Annotated in this window: 1 protein-coding gene; it reads left to right on the top strand. The window is 37.7% G+C overall.

The features are described from left to right. Nucleotides 1-103: 103 nt before the first annotated feature. Nucleotides 104-735: DUF1541 domain-containing protein (locus tag EF384_RS09605; RefSeq protein WP_123781494.1), on the top strand; the 632-nt coding region annotated here is incomplete at its 3' end.

The following is a 735-nucleotide window of genomic DNA, read 5'->3' as shown; positions in this document are numbered from 1 at the left end:
ATCAAAGTGTTTGACAATGATAAGGGGTAATTATAAACTACATGTAAGTTCATTCAGCTACATTTGTAGATAAAGGTGGTATTACCAAAAGGAGAGAAATCGTGTGAAAAAAACAATTATAAGTAGTCTTTTATCTGTAGCATTATTAAGTTCTTATCCACTAGTGAATAAGGTAGGCGCGAATACACTTGATGATGCAGATAATGCTGCTCAAACTGGCTCGAAAACGGTGGCTAGCAAAACAACGGATAAATCTCAAACAGGCCACGAAGGTATGGAACATGGTGAATCTGGGGAAGAAGTACAAGACTCAAGCCAATTTTGGAGAGCGCGTACAGTAGAAGAAGTACAAGCAGATGTTTCCCAATACGATACATTAGAAGAACTTCAAAATTACGAAGTGGTTTGGGGAGATACTCTCTGGGCGATTTCTCAAAGTACTAATTTTTCAGTAGACGATTTAACTGAAGCATTTAATATTAAAAACGCTGATTTAATATTTGCTAACTACACACTTGAAAATCAACCATCATTAGAAGATAGCTATGAGAACCAGATAATTAGCGAGTCCAAAAAAACAAGAGATATGGATAATATGGGAGATATGAAGCATGATGAGTCGGGAGAAATTCCAGAAGGCTTGGAAGAAGCTGAAAATCCGATGTACGAAGTAGGAGAATCTGTTATTCTTCAGCGCGATCATATGCCTGGAATGGAAGGTGCCGAAGCAACTGT

It is taken from the genome of Aerococcus agrisoli (assembly GCF_003797145.1).
Classification (GTDB): domain Bacteria; phylum Bacillota; class Bacilli; order Lactobacillales; family Aerococcaceae; genus Aerococcus; species Aerococcus agrisoli.
This window is presented reverse-complemented; position numbering and strand designations above follow the sequence as displayed.